This is a genomic window from Chelatococcus sp. CO-6 (genome assembly GCF_001271345.1).
Lineage (GTDB): Bacteria > Pseudomonadota > Alphaproteobacteria > Rhizobiales > Beijerinckiaceae > Chelatococcus_A > Chelatococcus_A caeni.
Map to the genome: position 1 here is coordinate 434,654 of NZ_CP012398.1, position 17,080 is coordinate 451,733.

14 protein-coding genes are annotated in these 17,080 nt (G+C 68.1%); 8 read left to right on the forward strand and 6 right to left on the reverse strand.

Going from position 1 to position 17,080, the window contains the following annotated elements; translation table 11 throughout:
* Positions 1 to 12: 12 nt before the first annotated feature.
* A complete protein-coding gene (gene dnaG, locus AL346_RS02180) occupies positions 13 to 1,977 on the reverse strand; it encodes a DNA primase (RefSeq protein WP_053193212.1) in 1,965 nt (654 codons plus the stop codon).
* 213 nt (positions 1,978 to 2,190) lie between these two features.
* Here dnaG and AL346_RS02185 point away from each other — a divergent pair, with 213 nt between their 5' ends.
* Positions 2,191 to 2,412: a hypothetical protein gene (locus AL346_RS02185; protein ID WP_019400411.1), complete on the forward strand. Its 222-nt coding sequence runs from the start codon at positions 2,191 to 2,193 to the stop codon at positions 2,410 to 2,412.
* 4 nt (positions 2,413 to 2,416) lie between these two features.
* Here AL346_RS02185 and AL346_RS02190 read toward each other — a convergent pair whose 3' ends face one another.
* Positions 2,417 to 2,869, reverse strand: a complete 453-nt coding sequence (locus tag AL346_RS02190) for a GatB/YqeY domain-containing protein (protein ID WP_019400410.1) — start codon at positions 2,867 to 2,869, stop codon at positions 2,417 to 2,419.
* A gap of 166 nt (positions 2,870 to 3,035) precedes the next feature.
* Between AL346_RS02190 and carA the strand changes: the two genes are divergently transcribed.
* The 4 genes from carA (at position 3,036) to AL346_RS02210 (ending at position 9,092) form a co-directional block, all read left to right on the forward strand.
* The gene (gene carA / locus AL346_RS02195; RefSeq protein WP_026014814.1) at positions 3,036 to 4,244 is read left to right on the forward strand and encodes a glutamine-hydrolyzing carbamoyl-phosphate synthase small subunit; all 1,209 of its coding nucleotides are present in this window, start codon (positions 3,036 to 3,038) and stop codon (positions 4,242 to 4,244) included.
* A 377-nt stretch (positions 4,245 to 4,621) separates the two neighbouring features.
* Positions 4,622 to 7,948, forward strand: coding sequence for a carbamoyl-phosphate synthase large subunit (carB, locus tag AL346_RS02200; RefSeq protein WP_019400408.1), 3,327 nt, complete (start codon positions 4,622 to 4,624; stop codon positions 7,946 to 7,948).
* A 95-nt stretch (positions 7,949 to 8,043) separates the two neighbouring features.
* Positions 8,044 to 8,517: a transcription elongation factor GreA gene (gene greA, locus AL346_RS02205; protein ID WP_019400407.1), complete on the forward strand. Its 474-nt coding sequence runs from the start codon at positions 8,044 to 8,046 to the stop codon at positions 8,515 to 8,517.
* Between the two features lie 20 nt (positions 8,518 to 8,537).
* Positions 8,538 to 9,092 (forward strand): hypothetical protein, encoded by a 555-nt coding sequence (locus AL346_RS02210; RefSeq protein WP_019400406.1) that lies wholly within the window; start codon positions 8,538 to 8,540, stop codon positions 9,090 to 9,092.
* A 445-nt stretch (positions 9,093 to 9,537) separates the two neighbouring features.
* Here AL346_RS02210 and AL346_RS02215 read toward each other — a convergent pair whose 3' ends face one another.
* On the reverse strand, positions 9,538 to 10,020 hold the full coding sequence (locus AL346_RS02215) for an Lrp/AsnC family transcriptional regulator (RefSeq protein WP_019400405.1): 483 nt from the start codon (positions 10,018 to 10,020) through the stop codon (positions 9,538 to 9,540).
* 114 nt (positions 10,021 to 10,134) lie between these two features.
* Here AL346_RS02215 and AL346_RS02220 point away from each other — a divergent pair, with 114 nt between their 5' ends.
* From AL346_RS02220 to AL346_RS02230, 3 genes are all read left to right on the forward strand, one after another.
* Positions 10,135 to 11,139, forward strand: a complete 1,005-nt coding sequence (locus AL346_RS02220; protein ID WP_019400404.1) for a mitochondrial fission ELM1 family protein — start codon at positions 10,135 to 10,137, stop codon at positions 11,137 to 11,139.
* Between the two features lie 26 nt (positions 11,140 to 11,165).
* Positions 11,166 to 12,128, forward strand: coding sequence for a thioredoxin-disulfide reductase (gene trxB / locus AL346_RS02225; protein ID WP_019400403.1), 963 nt, complete (start codon positions 11,166 to 11,168; stop codon positions 12,126 to 12,128).
* Positions 12,129 to 12,201: 73 nt separating this feature from the next.
* Complete coding sequence (locus tag AL346_RS02230) at positions 12,202 to 13,092, forward strand: LysR family transcriptional regulator (RefSeq protein ID WP_019400402.1); 891 nt, start codon at positions 12,202 to 12,204, stop codon at positions 13,090 to 13,092.
* A 621-nt stretch (positions 13,093 to 13,713) separates the two neighbouring features.
* Here the strand turns inward: AL346_RS02230 and AL346_RS02235 are convergent.
* The 3 genes from AL346_RS02235 to AL346_RS02245 form a co-directional block, all read right to left on the reverse strand.
* Positions 13,714 to 14,109, reverse strand: coding sequence for a hypothetical protein (locus tag AL346_RS02235; protein WP_019400401.1), 396 nt, complete (start codon positions 14,107 to 14,109; stop codon positions 13,714 to 13,716).
* A gap of 119 nt (positions 14,110 to 14,228) precedes the next feature.
* Entirely contained in the window at positions 14,229 to 15,176 is a 948-nt protein-coding gene (gene msrP / locus AL346_RS02240; RefSeq protein WP_026014813.1) for a protein-methionine-sulfoxide reductase catalytic subunit MsrP, read from the reverse strand.
* A gap of 93 nt (positions 15,177 to 15,269) precedes the next feature.
* Positions 15,270 to 17,000, reverse strand: a complete 1,731-nt coding sequence (locus AL346_RS02245) for an AMP-binding protein (protein ID WP_019400399.1) — start codon at positions 16,998 to 17,000, stop codon at positions 15,270 to 15,272.
* Between the last annotated feature and the right edge of the window lie 80 nt (positions 17,001 to 17,080).

The following is a 17,080-nucleotide window of genomic DNA, read 5'->3' on the forward strand; positions in this document are numbered from 1 at the left end:
CTGCGGCCCGCATCATGAGCTACGTCCCGGTACGAGGTTTCCCGCCTGCGTCCGGACCGCCTCCACCTCCGCCTCGGCACCGTCGAGCGATGTTATCTGCGCCTGCAGATCGCACAACAGCACGAGGTTGGCCTCGCTGTCGTCCTGCGCCAATGCGCGCTCGGCCGCCTTCAACTCGCTATGTAGCGAGCGGCGGCGCCTTTGCAAGATGATGGCCTGACGCAGGGCATTCTCCACATCCGACAAATCGGCGCCGGATTCAAGTACCCAGGCGTCACCGGGCCGCACCGCACGGCGGAACTGCTCGATGACGGGACCGAGCCCCGCCCGCTCCAACCGCGCGGAAATGGCAGCGCCGTCGCTCGTGCCCTCGGCCGCCGCATCGACGAGCGCAGCCCTGAGACGCGCCGCCTGCGCGTCGGAAAAGTCGAGCGTCGCAATGGCCTCGCAATGCTCCTCGAGCAGGCGCGGATGCACGAGCAGCGTCATGAGGATCAAGGCCTCGCGCGGCGAAACCGCGGGTGCGCTGGCGGCGAACAGCGGATGACGGGCGAGCAATGGGCTCGCCTTAGGCACGGAGGCGGCGGCGGCACGCTGGCCCGCCCCGCCGCGCCAGTTGCCGGGCGCGCGGCCGTAGCCGCGCTGCCCCCCGCCGTCGCGACCGCGCCAGGTACCGCCACGGCCGCCTGCCGCTGCCGGCATCGCGCCGGCGGGCGCCATCTCGCCGAGCCGCGCCATCAAATCTGCGCGATAATGTCGCCGCAGCACCTCGTCCCGAACCTGCCCGAGCACCTCGCCGATGCGCCGCTCCAGCGCGGCCCGCCGCTCCGGCGTGTCGAGCGGCCCGGCCTCCAGTTCGCGCGCCCACAGCATGTCCGACAGGGGCCGCGCCTGCGCCAGCACCGCCTCCATCGCCGCCGGCCCGCGGCTGCGCACGAGGTCGTCCGGATCCTGCCCCTCCGGCAGGAGGGCGAAGCGCAGCGACTTGCCCGGCTGCAGGGCCGGCAGCGCCACGTCGATGGCGCGGAAGGCGGCGCGCTGGCCGGCCTTGTCGCCGTCGAAGCACAGGATCGGCTCGTCGGCCATGCGCCACAGGAGGGCGAGCTGCTCCTCCGTCAGCGCCGTGCCGAGCGGCGCGACGGCGTGATGGATGCCCGCTGCGCTCAAGGCGATGACGTCGACATAGCCCTCGACGGCGATGACCGCGCCCCTGTCGTGCGCCGCCTTGCGGGCGTGGTGGTGGTTGTAGAGGAGCCGCCCCTTGTGGAAGAGCGGGGTCTCGGGCGAGTTGAGGTATTTCGCCGGCATGTCGGCGCTCATCGCCCGCCCGCCGAAGGCGATCACCCGCCCGCGCACGTCCGCGATGGGAAACATCACCCGGTCGCGGAAGCGGTCGTAGGGGACGGCGACGTCCTCGCCCGTCACGAGCAGCCCGGCCTCGACCATCATCTCCGACGGCACGCCCTTGGCCGCGAGGTGGTCGCGCAGCGCGAAGCGGTCGGCCGGCGCATAGCCGATGCGGAAGCGCCGCTGGATGTCGGGGCCGAGGCCGCGGCCGGCGAGATAGTCCCGCGCCTTCGCCCCCTCGCGCGCGGCGAGCGTCGCCTCGAAGAAAGACGCGGCGAGCTCGAGCACGTCGTGCAGGCTCTTGCGCTTCTCCTCCTCGGCAGCCGCCTCGCGCGAGACCTTCGGCAGCGTCACGCCCGCCTCGGCCGCGAGCCGCTCCACCGCCTCGGGGAAGGAGAGCCCGTCGACCTCCATGAGAAAGGTGAAGATGTCGCCGTGCTTGCCGGAGGAGAAGCAGTGATAGAAGCCCTTCTGGTCGTTGACATAGAAGGACGGCGTCTTCTCGGCATTGAAGGGCGACAGGCCCTTCCACTCACGCCCCGCCTTGACGAGGCGCACGCGCTTGCCCACCACCGCCGTCACCGGCAGCCGCGCCCTGATCTCCTCGAGGATGGAAGGCGGAAAACGCATCGTCCTGCCTTTGCTCTAACGCATCCTAGCCGAAAGCGCACCGCGTGCGTGTCGCCCCGGCGCAAAGCAGTTGGCGGACGAGCTTATCAACGCAATCCACAGGCTTCTCCGAATCCGGGCCCGGGTTCAACCGGCTCGCCAGAGTATCACGCAGCGGCGCCCGCCCGGGCGGGGATCGATTGACATGCCCCGTCAACCACTCGACAATTTGGCATGGCCGAGGAACCGGACAACATCATCCTGCGCTACCTGAGGCGCATCGACGAGAAGGTCGATGCGCTACGCGAGGACAATCGCGAGATCAAGCAGCGCCTCGGCCTTCTCGAGCAACGATACGGGCTGCTCAAGCAGCAATACGCCTCGTTGTCCCGCATCGACCGTATCGAGGCCCGCCTCGACCGTATCGAGAAGAGGCTCGATCTCGTCGAGGCCTGACGGCTCACCCCGCGAGCTTGGCCTTCACCATCGCGCTCGCCTTGGCGAAATCCATGCGCCCGGCATATTTCGCCTTCAGGGCGCCGATCACCTTGCCCATGTCCTTGATGCCGGCGGCCCCGGTCCCGGCGATGGCCGCGTCAATCGCCGCGCCGACCTCGGCCTCGTCCATCTGCTGGGGCAGGAAGGAGGTGATGACGGCGATCTCGCCCCGCTCCTGCTCGGCGAGTTCCGGCCGGCCGCCCTTCTCGTAGATCTCGGCCGATTCCTGGCGCTGCTTGATCATCTTCTGCAGCATGGCGAGGATCTCCTCCTCGCTCGCCTCGCCGCGGCCGGCGCCGCGGGCCTCGATGTCCTTGTCCTTGAGGGCGGCCTGGATGAGCCGCACGGTCGCGAGCCGCGGCTTGTCGCCCGCCCGCATGGCTTCCTTCATGGCCTCTGTGAAGCGTGCGCGCATGACGATCCTCTCGTTGTTATGGCTTCCATCACGACAAGTACATTGACGCCGGCGCCCGCGCTTCTTAGGTTCCGCCGCCAGTGGCGCGGACGGCCGCAAGCGGCCGGCCCGGTTTTTCATGGCCGGACGTGATGGCGTCGGCCGAGGGCTTAAACTGATCATGGCGATGCTGCAAGACGACGCAATGGCGGGCGGTTGGCAAGAGCCGCGCGCAACCGCTGTCCTCGTCCTGGCGGACGGCACCGTGCTCGAAGGCTTCGGCCTCGGCGCAACCGGCGAATCGACCGGCGAGGTCTGCTTCAACACGGCGATGACGGGCTACGAGGAAATCCTCACGGACCCCTCCTACGCCGGGCAGATCATCACCTTCACCTTTCCCCACATCGGCAATGTCGGCGTCAACGACGAGGACATCGAGACGGTCAACATGGCCGCCTCGGCCGAGGTGCGCGGCATCATCGTCCACGCCGACGTGACGGAGCCCTCGAACTGGCGCGCGACGCGCCATCTCGACGCCTGGCTCAAGGCCCGCGGCATCGTCGGCCTCTCCGGCATCGACACCCGTGCGCTCACCGCCCTCATCCGCGAGAAGGGCATGCCCAATGCCGTCATCGCGCATGATCCCGCCGGCAATTTCGACATCGAGCGCCTGAAGAAGCTCGCCGCCGAGGTGCCGTCGATGGACGGGCTCGACCTCGTGCCCCTCGTCGGCACCACGCAGCGCTACGAATGGGACGAGACGACCTGGGTGCTCGGCGAGGGCTATGGCCGGCGCGAAGGAGAGGCCAGGCACCACGTCGTCGCGGTGGACTACGGCGTCAAGCGCAACATCCTGCGCCTCCTCGCCGCGCGCGGCTGCAAGGTCACCGTGGTGCCGGCGACGGCGACCGCCGAGGACGTCCTCGCCCTCTCCCCCGACGGCGTCTTCCTCTCCAACGGCCCGGGCGACCCCGCCGCCACCGGTGAATATGCCGTGCCGCTGATCCGCTCGCTGCTCGACCGGAAGGTGCCGACCTTCGGCATCTGCCTCGGCCACCAGATGCTCGGCCTCGCCGTGGGTGCGAAGACGGCCAAGATGCACCAGGGCCACCACGGCGCGAACCATCCGGTCAAGGATTACACGACCGGCAAGGTCGAGATCGTGTCCATGAACCATGGCTTCGCCATCGACCGCGACAGCCTGCCGGAGAACGCCGAGGAGACGCATGTCTCGCTCTTCGACGGCTCCAATTGCGGCATCGCGCTGAAGGACCGCCCCGCCTTCTCGGTGCAGCACCACCCGGAAGCCTCGCCCGGCCCGCAGGACAGCCATTACCTCTTCGACCGCTTCGTCGAGATGATGGACAGGCACAAGCCCGGCGCCGAGCGGGCCTGAGGGCCCCGGCGCCCGGCGCGCCCCCGCGAACGGATTATTGCCGCACCGGCTGCGATTCGGGAGCCTCGTCGGCCGCACACCCTGCGCGCCGGCTAGTCCCGGTCGCGATCAGGGCCCCGCGGCGCCTGCGGCAACGCCCGCTGCGCCGGCCATGTGAGCGCCCGGCACGGGCGCACCCATGCGCAGGGCGCACAACCCTTTCCACGTCGACGATTCTCGTCTAAGAGGGCCGGAACGTGGACGGAGCAAGCTCCCCGCCACGCAAACACGGGGACGCGCTCCGGCTCTCATGGAAGGCCGATGGCGCGGCCTTTTTTTATGTGCCCGGCCGGTCCCGCCGGGCGCCCCAGGTCACGACGAAGACGCGAGCGACACGCATGCCCAAACGCACCGACATCGCCTCGATCCTCATCATCGGCGCCGGGCCGATCGTCATCGGACAGGCGTGCGAGTTCGACTATTCGGGCACCCAGGCCTGCAAGGCGCTGAAGGCGGAAGGCTACCGCATCATCCTCGTCAATTCGAACCCGGCGACGATCATGACCGATCCCGATCTCGCCGACGCGACCTATGTCGAGCCGATCACGCCCGAGATCGTGGCGAAGATCATCGAGAAGGAGCGCCCCGACGCCCTGCTGCCGACCATGGGCGGCCAGACGGCGCTCAACTGCGCCCTGTCGCTCAAGAAGATGGGCGTGCTCGAGAAATTCGGCGTCGAGATGATCGGCGCCACCGCCGAGGCGATCGACAAGGCCGAGGACCGCGAGCTCTTCCGCGAGGCGATGACCAAGATCGGCCTCGACACGCCGAAGTCGCACCACATCGACAATCTCGCCGATGCCTTGAAGGCCCTCGACGACATCGGCCTGCCGGCCATCATCCGCCCCTCCTTCACGCTCGGCGGCACCGGCGGCGGCATCGCCTACAACAAGGAAGAGTTCATCGACATCGTCGAGCGCGGCATCGACGCCTCCCCGACGAACGAGGTGCTGATCGAGGAGAGCGTGCTCGGCTGGAAGGAGTACGAGATGGAGGTCGTCCGCGACAAGGCGGACAACTGCATCATCGTCTGCTCCATCGAGAACATCGACCCGATGGGCGTGCACACGGGCGATTCCATCACGGTGGCGCCGGCGCTGACGCTGACGGACAAGGAATACCAGATCATGCGCGACGCCTCGCTCGCCGTGCTGCGCGAGATCGGCGTCGAGACCGGCGGCTCCAACGTCCAGTTCGCCGTCAATCCGGCGAACGGGCGCATGATCGTGATCGAGATGAATCCGCGCGTCTCGCGCTCGTCGGCCCTGGCGTCTAAGGCCACCGGCTTCCCCATCGCCAAGGTGGCGGCCAAGCTCGCGGTCGGCTACACGCTCGACGAGATCGCCAACGACATCACCGGCGGGGCGACGCCCGCCTCCTTCGAGCCGACGATCGACTACGTCGTCACCAAGATCCCGCGCTTCGCCTTCGAGAAGTTCCCCGGCGCCGCGCCGGTGCTGACGACGGCCATGAAGTCGGTCGGCGAGGCCATGGCCATCGGCCGCACCTTCCAGGAGAGCCTGCAGAAGGCGCTGCGCTCGCTGGAGACGGGCCTCACCGGCCTCGACGAGATCGAGATCCCCGGCCTCGGCCAGGGCGACGACAAGAACGCCATCAAGGCCGCCCTCGGCACGCCGACGCCGGAGCGCCTCCTCAACGTCGCCCAGGCCCTGCGGCTGGGCGTCGATGCCGAGCAGATCCACGAGACCTGCAAGATCGATCCCTGGTTCATCGCGCAGATGCAGGGGATCGTGGAGACGGAGGCGAAGGTCCGCAAGTACGGCCTGCCGACGACGCCCGGCGCCTTCCGGCAGTTGAAGGCCATGGGCTTCTCGGATGCGCGCCTCGCCGTCCTCGCCGGCAAGAGCGAGGAGGAGGTCAAGGCCCTGCGCCGCTCGCTCGGCGTGCGCCCGGTCTTCAAGCGCATCGACACCTGCGCGGCCGAATTCGCCTCCCCCACCGCCTATATGTACTCGACCTATGCGGCGCCCTTCGCCGGCTCCCCGGCGGACGAGGCGCAGCCCTCGGACGCCAAGAAGGTCGTCATCCTCGGCGGCGGGCCGAACCGCATCGGCCAGGGCATCGAGTTCGACTATTGCTGCTGCCATGCCTGCTTCGCCCTCGACGATGCGGGCTACGAGACCATCATGGTCAACTGCAACCCGGAGACGGTCTCGACCGACTACGACACCTCCGACCGGCTCTATTTCGAGCCGCTGACGGCGGAGGACGTCATCGAGATCATCGACACCGAGCGGCAGAACGGCACCCTGCACGGCGTCATCGTGCAGTTCGGCGGGCAGACGCCCCTGAAGCTCGCCCGCGCGCTGGAGGAGCACAAGGTGCCGATCCTCGGCACCTCGCCCGATGCCATCGACCTTGCCGAGGACCGCGACCGCTTCAAGCGCCTGCTCGACCGGCTCGGCCTCAAGCAGCCGAAGAACGGCATCGCCTATTCCGTCGAGCAGGCCCGGCTCGTCGCCGCCGAGGTCGGCCTGCCGCTCGTCGTGCGCCCGTCCTACGTGCTCGGCGGCCGCGCCATGGCCATCATCCGCGACGAGGACACCTTCGGCGACTACCTGCTCGGCACGCTGCCGGCCTTGGTGCCGCACGACATCAAGGCGCGCTATCCCAACGACAAGACCGGCCAGATCAACACCCTGCTCGGCAAGAACCCGCTGCTCTTCGACCGCTACCTCTCGGACGCCATCGAGGTGGACGTCGACTGCCTCTGCGACGGCAAGGACGTCTTCATCGCGGGCATCATGGAGCACATCGAGGAAGCCGGCATCCACTCCGGCGACTCGGCCTGCTCGCTGCCGCCGCGCTCGCTCTCGCCCGAGACGCTGGAGGAGCTGGAGCGCCAGACCAAGGCGCTCGCGCTCGCGCTCGACGTCGGCGGCCTCATGAACGTGCAGTACGCCATCAAGAACGGCGACATCTACGTGCTCGAGGTCAATCCGCGCGCCTCGCGCACGGTGCCCTTCGTCGCCAAGGTCATCGGCGAGCCCATCGCCAAGATCGCGGCCCGCATCATGGCCGGCGAGAAGCTGGCCGATTTCGGCTTGAGGCCCAAGGAGCTGGCGCATATCGGCGTGAAGGAGGCCGTGTTCCCCTTCGCCCGCTTCCCCGGCGTCGACGTGCTGCTTGGTCCGGAGATGCGCTCCACCGGCGAGGTCATCGGCCTCGACCGCTCCTTCGGGGTCGCCTTCGCCAAGAGCCAGCTCGGCGGCGGCACCAAGGTGCCGAAGGACGGCACGGTCTTCGTCTCCGTCCGCGACGCCGACAAGGACCGGATCCTGCCCGTGGTGCAGACGCTCGCCGACCTCGGCTTTACCGTGGTGGCGACGAGCGGCACCCAGCGCTTCCTCGCCGAGAAGGGCGTGGCGGCCGAGCGTATCAACAAGGTTCTGGAAGGCCGGCCGAACGTCGTCGACGCCATCAAGAACGGCTCGATCCACCTCGTCTTCAACACGACGGAGGGCGCGCAGGCCCTGCACGACTCGCGCGAGCTGCGCCGCGCGGCCCTCTTGCATAAGGTGCCCTATTACACCACTCTTGCCGGTGCGGCCGCCGCCGCCGAAGGTATCAAGGCCTATCTCGCCGGCGACCTCGAGGTGCGAGCGTTGCAGGAGTACTGGCCGGCCGGCTCGAAGAGCGCCTAGGCGAGACGCAGGCCGCAACACGTCGAGTTTCATCACGCGTCACGGGGTACGATTGCGGCCCCGGACGGCATCTTTGTTGTGAGAGAACGTACGCGATGGAAAAGATCCCGATGACCGCCTCAGGCTATGCGGCCCTCGAAGCGGAGCTCAAGCGCCGCCAGCAGGAGGAGCGTCCGCGCATCATCCAGGCGATCGCCGAGGCGCGTGCGCTCGGCGACCTCTCGGAGAACGCGGAATATCACGCCGCCAAGGAAGCGCAGAGCCTCAACGAGGGCCGCATCCAGGAGCTCGAGAGCCTCCTGTCGCGCGCCGACGTCATCGACCTCAGCAAGCTCAATGGCCACACCGTAAAGTTCGGCGCCACCGTGACCCTCGTCGACGAGGACACGGAGGAGGAGAAGGTCTACCAGATCGTCGGCGAGCCCGAGGCGGACGTCCATTCCGGCCGCGTCTCCGTCACCTCCCCGGTTGCCCGCGCCCTCATCGGCAAGTCCATCGGCGACAGCGTCGAGGTGGTGACCCCCGGCGGCGGCAAGTCATACGAGATCATCAACGTCCGCTTCGGCTGATCCGGATTCGGAGGCCTTCCATGGCAACGGTGTCGCGTCGTCACCTCCTCGGCATGGCCGCGCTCGCCGGCACGCTGGCGCTCGGCGCCTGCGTCACGCCGGGGACGACGCCGCTGCCGGCGGGCGAGGCCGAGGCGCTGCGCCTCTCGGCCATCTCGGTCGACATCTCGGCCCTCGTCGCGCAAGGCCAGGGCCCCTTCGCGACGCTCGTCGGCGACAGCCTGTCGGAGGCGCTCGCGAGCGCCTTCGCCGACCGGCTCGCTCCGCGCGACCGCACGGCGCCGCGTCTCGTCGTGCGCCTCAAGAGCCTCACCTTGTCGGCCTGGTCGGGCGGCACCTCCATCCGCATCAACGGCACGGATTTCGCCGAGGGCGGCTCCGACAGCGACTATCTCGACGGCGAGGCGCTCATCGTCGGCCGCCGCGGCGAGATCGAGGCGCGCTACCCGATCCTCTTCGCCCTGCCGTCGAGCTATTCCGGCCCGTGGTATCTCGCCGACAACGAACAGCGCCGCGCCGCCACCATCGCCCAGCTCTATGCCGACTGGGTCAAGCGCAAGATCGTCGGACGGTAGCCCCGCGCACCTGTTTGGCCTACGCAACGACATCGCATCGGTCGAGCCGATCAGACGGCGCCCACAGCGCCGGTCCGACATCCCCGCCGTCTTGGCCGGGCTTGTACCGGCTGTCCGATTGACGTCCTCGCCTGGCTTCAAGACATTGATTGAACGTGGGAAACGGTTGCCGTGAGCGGTCTGGACATTGACCGAATGCATGGCGTGACAAGATCATCCAGCCCCATGAGCCGTCATGCCCGCGCTTATCCCGGGCATCCACGCCGCGGCGCTGGCGCGAGGTCGGAAGGGCGTGGATGGCCGAGACAAGCCCGGCCATGACGCCTGCACGCCGTTCTCGGCCGTCATGCCCGCGACAAGCGTGGGCACGGCGGCGGTGAGAATCGGGCCAGCGGTCCCGACGCGACCGGCTGATAACCCAAACGCCCGGCCAGCCGGTCCGCCCCTACCCCGCTCCCGATCCGTCCGCCATCGGCACGATCGGCTCGTCCTTGACGAGGTCGAGCGTCAGCGCCGTGCGCACGTTGCGCACGTTCGGCATCGCCGTCAGCTCCAGCACGAAGGACTGGAAGGAGCGCAGGTCCGGCGCCACGCATTTGAGGAGGAAGTCCGTCTCGCCCGACAGGGTCCAGCATTCGCGCACCAGCGGCATCTGGCGGATGCGCGCGGCGAAGGCCTCGAGGTCCGCCTCGGCCTGGCTCGCGAGATTGACCATGGCGAAGCAGGTGACATCATAGCCCAGGCGCCGCTGGTCGAGGATCGCCCGGTAGCCCCGGATGATGCCGGCTTCCTCGAGCGCCCGCACGCGGCGCAGGCAGGGAGGCGCGGAAAGTCCGGCGCGGCGCGCCAGCTCCACATTGGTGATGCGGCCGTCTGCCTGGAGTTCCTTCAGGATCTTCCAGTCCGTCGCGTCGAGTTCCACGCGCAAGCGCGATTATCCTTCTCGCAGGTGCCGGACGATTGCGTCATGCGACGAGGCACGGGCACGGTGGTCGCCTGATTTAGTATGATTCGGGCGCCGAGTTCGCAAGAGAGTCTCACGATGTTGCACGCTGACAGCGCCTGGATCCTCACCGACGGCAAGGCGGGCGACGAGACCCAGTGCCTCGGCCTCGCGGCCGCGCTCGGCATCGAGCCGCAGCTGCGCCGCATCGCCCCCCGCGCGCCCTGGTCCTGGCTGATGCCGTGGGGCCCCATCGATCCGCGCGAGGCGTCCGGGCAGCCCGCGAGCCCTATCGCACCGCCCTTTCCCGACCTCGTCATCGCCTCCGGCCGCCGCGCCGTGCCCTATCTGCGCCACGTCAAGCACGCTTCGGGCGGACGCACCTTCACCGTCTTCCTGAAGGATCCCCGCACGGGGGCCTCCGCCGCCGATTTCATCTGGGTCGGCGAGCACGACCGGTTGCGCGGCGAGAACGTCATGGCGACGCTGACGCCGCCGCACCGCATCTCGGCCGCGCGGATCACCGCCGCGCGGGCCGCGCCGCCTGCAAGCCTCGCCGCCCTTCCCTTGCCGCGCGCGGCCGTCCTCGTCGGCGGCGACAGCCGGCATCACACCTTCACGCCCGCCGACATCGCCGGTTTCGTCACGGCGCTGAAATCGCTGCGGGCCAGCGGCGTCTCGCTGATGATCACGGCCTCGCGGCGCACGCCGCCGGCGCTGCGCACGGCGCTTGCCGAGCTCGCCGAGGAGGAGAACGTCTATCTGTGGGACGGCTGCGGCGACAATCCCTATGTCGCCATGCTCGCCCTTGCGGATGCGGTCGTCGTCACGGCCGATTCGACCAACATGGCCGGCGAGGCGGCGGTCACGGGCCGCCCGGTGCTCGTCTTCGAGCCGAGCGGCGGCCATCCGCGCCTCAAAGCGTTGCTGGAAGGTCTCAGGCGCGCAGGAATTGTGCACGCCTTTCGGGGGAGACTTGAAGGAAGCGCATACCAACCCTTAGATTCAACCCCGAGCATTGCAGAGGCTGTCGCCCGGGCCTACGAGGCCCATCGCAGGCGCTTCCTCTCTTCACCCCGCGACGCTCCTGTCGCAGACGCCTGAAAGGGCGAACAGTCGATCGGTCCGCCATGACGCACACGCATGCTAAGGTCCTCATCCTGGGCTCCGGCCCGGCCGGCTATACCGCTGCCATCTATGCTGCCCGCGCCATGCTGGAGCCCGTTCTCGTCACGGGGCTGCAGCAGGGCGGCCAACTCACCATCACGACCGACGTCGAGAACTACCCGGGCTTTGCCGATGTCATCCAGGGCCCCTGGCTGATGGAGCAGATGCGTCTGCAGGCCGAACATGTCGGCACGCGCATCGTCAGCGACTACATCGGCGCCGTCGACCTGTCGCAGCGGCCTTTCCGCCTCACCGGCGACGGCGGCGACACCTACAGCTGCGACGCGCTGATCATCGCCACTGGCGCCCAGGCCAAGTGGCTCGGCCTGCCGTCGGAGGAGGCCTTCCAGGGCTTCGGCGTCTCGGCCTGTGCCACCTGCGACGGCTTCTTCTTCCGCGGCAAGGAGGTCGTCGTCATCGGCGGCGGCAACACGGCCGTGGAGGAGGCGCTCTATCTCGCCAACATCGCCGCCAAGGTCACGCTGGTTCACCGCCGCGACGAGCTGCGCGCCGAGCGCATCCTGCAGGATCGCCTGTTCCAGCATCCCAGGATCGAGCTGGTATGGGACACGGCGCTCGAGGAGATCTGCGGCGAGGGAACGCCCGCCTCGGTGACCCACGTGCGCCTGAAGAACGTCAAGACCGGCGCCGTCAGCGAGCGCAGGACCGACGGCGTCTTCATCGCCATCGGCCACAAGCCGGCGAGCGAGCTGTTCGTCGGCCAGCTCGACATGAGCCCGAGCGGCTACATCAGGACCGAGCCGGGCACGACGCGCACGAACATCGAGGGTGTCTTCGCCGCGGGCGACGTCACCGACGATGTCTACCGGCAGGCGGTCACGGCCGCCGGCCTCGGCTGCATGGCCGCACTCGACGCCGAGCGCTGGCTGACGGTCCGCGAGGCCACGCGCGAAGCGGCCGAATAAATCAACGAGGAAACGCGACGGTGGCCCCCCGGGCGCTGCCGGCACAACAGGCGGAAGGCCAGCGGGGGCGGCCGTGGATTGGGACAAGATCAGGATTTTCTACACTGTCGCCGAGGCAGGCAGCTTCACGCGTGCCGGCGATGATCTCGGACTCAGCCAGTCGGCCGTCAGCCGGCAGGTGAGCGCGCTCGAGCGCGAGTTGAAGGCCCCGCTCTTCCACCGCCATGCCCGGGGCCTCATCCTGACCGAGCAGGGCGAGCTGCTCTTCCGCGCCGCGCGCGACATGACCATGCGGCTCGACGCGACGCGCGCGCGCCTCGCCGAGTCGCGCGAGCGCCCGTCGGGCACCCTGCGCGTGACGACGACGCTCGGCCTCGGCACCAACTGGCTGACGCCGCGCATCGGCGAGTTCCTCGACCATTACCCCGAGGTGCGGGTGGAGCTCATCCTGTCGGACGAGGAGCTCGACCTGTCCATGCGCCAGGCCGACGTCGCCATCCGCCTGCGCCAGCCGGTGCAGGGCGACCTCATCCAGCGCCGCCTGTTCACGGTGCACTTCCACGTCTATGCGTCCACCGAATATCTCAAGCGCTTCGGACAGCCGGAGAAGCTGGTGGACCTGGACAACCACCGCATCTTGTCCTTCGGCGGCTCGATGCCGCATTACCTGTTGGCGGTGCACTGGCTTGCGACGGCGGGCCGCGATCCCAAGGATCCGCGCCCCTACCATCTCGTCGTCAACAATATCACGGCGTTGAAGAAGGCCGTCGAGCGCGGCGCGGGCATCGCGGTGCTGCCCGATTACATCGTCGAGCCGGGGCTCGGTCTGGTGCAGATCCTGACCGATGTGGAAATGCCCTCGCTGGAGAGCTATCTCGTCTATCCGGAAGAGATGAAGAACGTTGCGCGGGTGCAGGTCTTCCGCGACTTCCTGATCAGCAAGGCCCAGCGCTGGACCTACTGAGCTGCTGAATCGGTGCGGGATATATTCAGCTTTTTAAAGCGGAATTATGACATATGACCTGCATAAACATGCGGCACCTGCATAGCTGACATGCCCCATGTTGCATTGCAAAAAGGCAGGAAAAGGCCGATATCAGTCGTGGCTGAAGGCGATGGGCTCCGCACCTCCTCCCGGCGTAGAGCTCATTTCGGCCGTTCCCCTCTGGAAGTGTTCCGACTTCGGTCGGACATGACTTAGGCCGGGTTCCCTCAGGAACCCGGCCTTTTTTCTTGCCGTTTGCGGCCGGCGCCTCGCGCGCCACGCCGCTGCGCGATGCCGACGCTGGATGCATGGCTGACATGTCCCCGGCTGCGTTGCGGAAGCGCTGGCAAAGGCCCATATCACTCTTGGCTGAAGGCGATGGGCTCCGCACCTCCTCCCGGCGTAGAGCCCATTTCGGCCGTTCCCCTCTGGAAGTGTTCCGGCCTCGGTCGGACATGACTTCAGGCCGGGTTCCCTCAGGAACCCGGCCTTTTTTCTTGCGCGCCGGCTATAGTGACCTTGCCCGCCGCAACCGCTTCAGGTCGAGGAACTCGCAAAGGGCGAAGCAGAGGGTGGCGGCGACCGCACCGGCCGCCGCACTCAACGCCAGCCAGTCGTTGAAACCGCGGATGCCGCCGATCGCCAAGGCGACGCCGACATAGCCTGCGACAGCCCCGACACCGACGACGACGATGGCCAGGCGAAGCGGGGGCAGGATCCCTCGCCTGCTGAGCCCCGCATGGACGACCCCGCAACCAGCGCCGGCAGAAGGCCGATATAATAGCCCAGCGGCAGGAACTTGAGGACGCCAAGATCGACGGGCGCGGGAGCGTGGAAGATGCGGCTCCCTGTGGCAATGAACGCCAGCGGAATGCCCCATAGGGCGGTGACCAGCCCGAAGACCGGGCCGAGCAGTGCGAAGATGAGGACATCCCGCCAGAACTGCTTCCGCGGGCGCCGCAAGGTGGCGGTGAATGTCTGTGAACCGGACGGCATGGCTTCCCCGCTGCATGAGCCGTGCGCACCTTAAACGGCAGAATGCGCACGTGCACCATGGACCGCGCGCGGGGGCGCTCGCAGTTTCTGCACGAGATGCATGAGTAATGGCGCTCCGCCTAGAGGAAGAGCCTTTCGCCCTCGAGGCCGCCATAGAGCCCGGCCACGAACTCGCCATAGCCGTTGTAGATCTGCGTGGGGAACATCTCGCCCGTGCCGATCATTTCCTCCGCGGCCTGGCTCCAGCGCGGATGCGGCACTTGCGGGTTCACATTCGCCCAGAAGCCGTACTCGGAGGGCTGCAGCGCCTCCCAGAAGCTCGTCGGCCGCGTCTCGGAGAAGGAGATGCGGTTGATCGACTTGATGGACTTGAAGCCGTATTTCCACGGCACGGCGAGGCGCAGCGGCGCCCCCATCACCTTCGGCAGCGGCTTGCCGTAGGCGCCGGTGACGAGGAAGGCGAGCTCGTTCGTCGCCTCGGCCATGGTCAGGCCCTCGGTGTAGGGCCACGGATACCACGTCTGTCGCTGACCGGAGGCGATCTTCGGGTCGTGGAAGGTCTGCATGACGACGTATTTCGCCGAGCCGAGCGGGCGCGCGCGCTCCACGAGGGCGCTGAGCGCAAAGCCGGTCCACGGCACGGCCATGGCCCAGGCCTCGACGCAGCGGTGCCGATAGAGCCGCTCCTCCAGCGGCATGGTCTTGAGGAGCTCGTCGAAGCCGATCTCGAAGGGCTGCTCGACGAGCCCGTCGACCTTGATGGTCCACGGATCGGTCGCGAGCGCCTCGGCCCCGGCGGCGACGCGCTTGTGCGAGCCGAATTCGTAGAAATTGTTGAAGGAGGTGTTGATCTCCTCCGGGGTCACGCCCCGGTCGAGCACGAAACGCTCGTTGCGCGGCGCGGGATAAGGCCCGGCGGGCGCATCTTGGGCCCGCGCCGTGCGGCCGGCTCCGAGGAGGGCAAGACCGGCGGCGCCCGCTAGGAAGGCACGGCGGTTGAAGAAAATCGCCTCCGGTGTGGCGGCCGCTTCCGGCATGCGCCAGCCGGGTGGTGTCCTGATCAGCATGGATGCGCTCCCGAGGCAGATCCGCCCTCCGTGCACAGGGGTAGAGCCACGCGCGGCCGGCGACAACTCACGCCTTCGGGAGCGCTCGTCGGCTCACGGCTGCCCGTCGGCCTGCGCCTCGTCCCTGAGCGCCCGGCGCAGCACCTTGCCCACATTGGTCTTGGGCAGGCTGTCGCGGAACACGACGCGGCGCGGCACCTTGTAGGAGGTGAGGTTCTCGCGCGCGAAGGCGCGCAGTTCCTCCTCCGTCAGGCTCTCGTCCCGCTTGACGATATAGGCCAGCACCGCCTCGCCCGAATGCTCGTCCGGCTGGCCGACGACCGCCGCCTCCAGCACTTTCGGATGCCGGACGAGGACATCCTCGACCTCGTTGGGATAGACGTTGAAGCCGGAGACCAGCACCATGTCCTTCATGCGGTCGACAATGCGGAAGGACCCCTCCTCGTCCTCGACGGCGAGGTCGCCGGTGCGGAAATAGCCGTCGGCGGTCATCACCTTCGCCGTCTCGTCCGGGCGCTGCCAGTAGCCCGCCATGACCTGCGGGCCGCGCACGCACAATTCCCCGACCTCGCCAAAGGGAGCGTCGGTGTTGTCGAGGCTGCGGATGGCGACATCCGTCGACGGCAGGGGAAAGCCGATGGTGCCGGTGAATTCCTCGATGTCGAGCCGGTTGGCGGAGACGACCGGCGATGTCTCGGACAGGCCGTAGCCCTCGATGATCGGCTTGCCGGTAATGTCCTTCCAGCGCTTGGCCACCGCCGCCTGGGTCGCCATGCCGCCTGAAATGCACAATTGCACGGGCGAGAAGTCGACGTCCCCGATCTGCGGGTTGTGCGCAAGCGCGTTGTAGAGCGTGTTGACGCCGCTGATCATGGTGAAGGGTCGCGATTTCAGCGTCTTCACGAAGCCGGGGATGTCGCGCGGATTGGCGATGAGCAGGCCGCAGGCACCGATGCGCATCATCATCATGCAGCATACGGTGAGGGAGAAGATGTGATAGAGCGGCAGGGCCGTCACCATGACGTGGCGGCTCCCGTCCGTCTTCACCCAGCCCCCGAGCCAGGCCTTCATCTGGGCGACATTGGCGGTGATGTTGCCGTGCGTGAGCACCGCGCCCTTCGCGACACCGGTCGTTCCGCCCGTATATTGCAGGAAAGCGACGTCCTGCGGCGTCAGGGCGACCGGATCGGGCGCGCGGCGCCGGCCCTCGGCAAGGATCGCCGCGAAGCGCACGGCGCCCGGAATGCTGTAGGGCTTGACCGCCTTCTTCACGTGCCGGGACACGAGATTGACGATCGTGCCCTTGAGGCCCATCAGGTCGCCCGGCGTGGCGATGACGACGTGGTCGAGCTTCATCTGCGGCAGCGCCTCGGCCACCGTATGGGCGAAGTTCTCCAGCACCACGAGCACGCGCGCCCCGGCGTCGTTCACCTGGTGCGCGAGTTCGCGCGGCGTATAGAGCGGGTTGACGTTGACCACCGTGCAGCCGCCGATGAGCGCGCCGAACATCGCCGCCGGATAGGCGAGCACGTTCGGCATCATGAGCGCCACGCGATCGCTCTTGTTGATGCCGCGGGCCTGCAGCCAGGAGGCTACCGCTTCGGCGGCGACGCGCAGTTCAGCGTAGGAGAGCGCCTTGCCGAAGCTCTCGAAGGCCGGCCGGTCGGCGAAGTCGCGCGTCGCATCGTAGAAGAGGTCGGCGAGCGTGCCGAGATCGTCGGTATCGATCTCCGCGGCAACCGTTGGCGGATAGGATCGCAGCCACGGCCGCCTCGCCATCAGTTGCTCGTTGGTCCCGTGCCGCGCCTCGGTCGCCTCCACCATGACGTTCTCCCTCTCCTGTCCCGGCCGGTTGCGCCGGCTCTTCGCCCATTCTCATTCAGGCGGGAAAGACTGTCGATAGA